Raw genomic sequence first — 234 nt, forward strand, 5'->3', positions numbered from 1 at the left:
CGCTCCACCCGTCGGGTGGTGATGTTGAGACGCAAATCGCCGACCGTCAGCTGCTCTTCGGGCTTCGCCTGTGCGCCGCGGCGCAGGGCGGTGCGGATGCGCGCCAGCAGCTCGGCAAACGAAAAAGGCTTGACCAGATAGTCATCGGCGCCGAGCTCCAGCCCTTTGATTTTGTCCTCGACGGTGCCTTTGGCGGTGAGGAAAATCACCGGGGTATCAAGCTGCTCATCCAGC

General features: G+C 62.8%; 1 protein-coding gene. It reads right to left on the minus strand.

The features are described 5' to 3' along the window. On the minus strand, positions 1 to 234 hold a 234-nt coding region (locus HWD93_RS18910), incomplete at both ends, for a response regulator (protein ID WP_261647659.1).

It is taken from the genome of Curtobacterium sp. C2H10 (assembly GCF_025407985.1).
Classification (GTDB): domain Bacteria; phylum Actinomycetota; class Actinomycetes; order Actinomycetales; family Microbacteriaceae; genus Curtobacterium.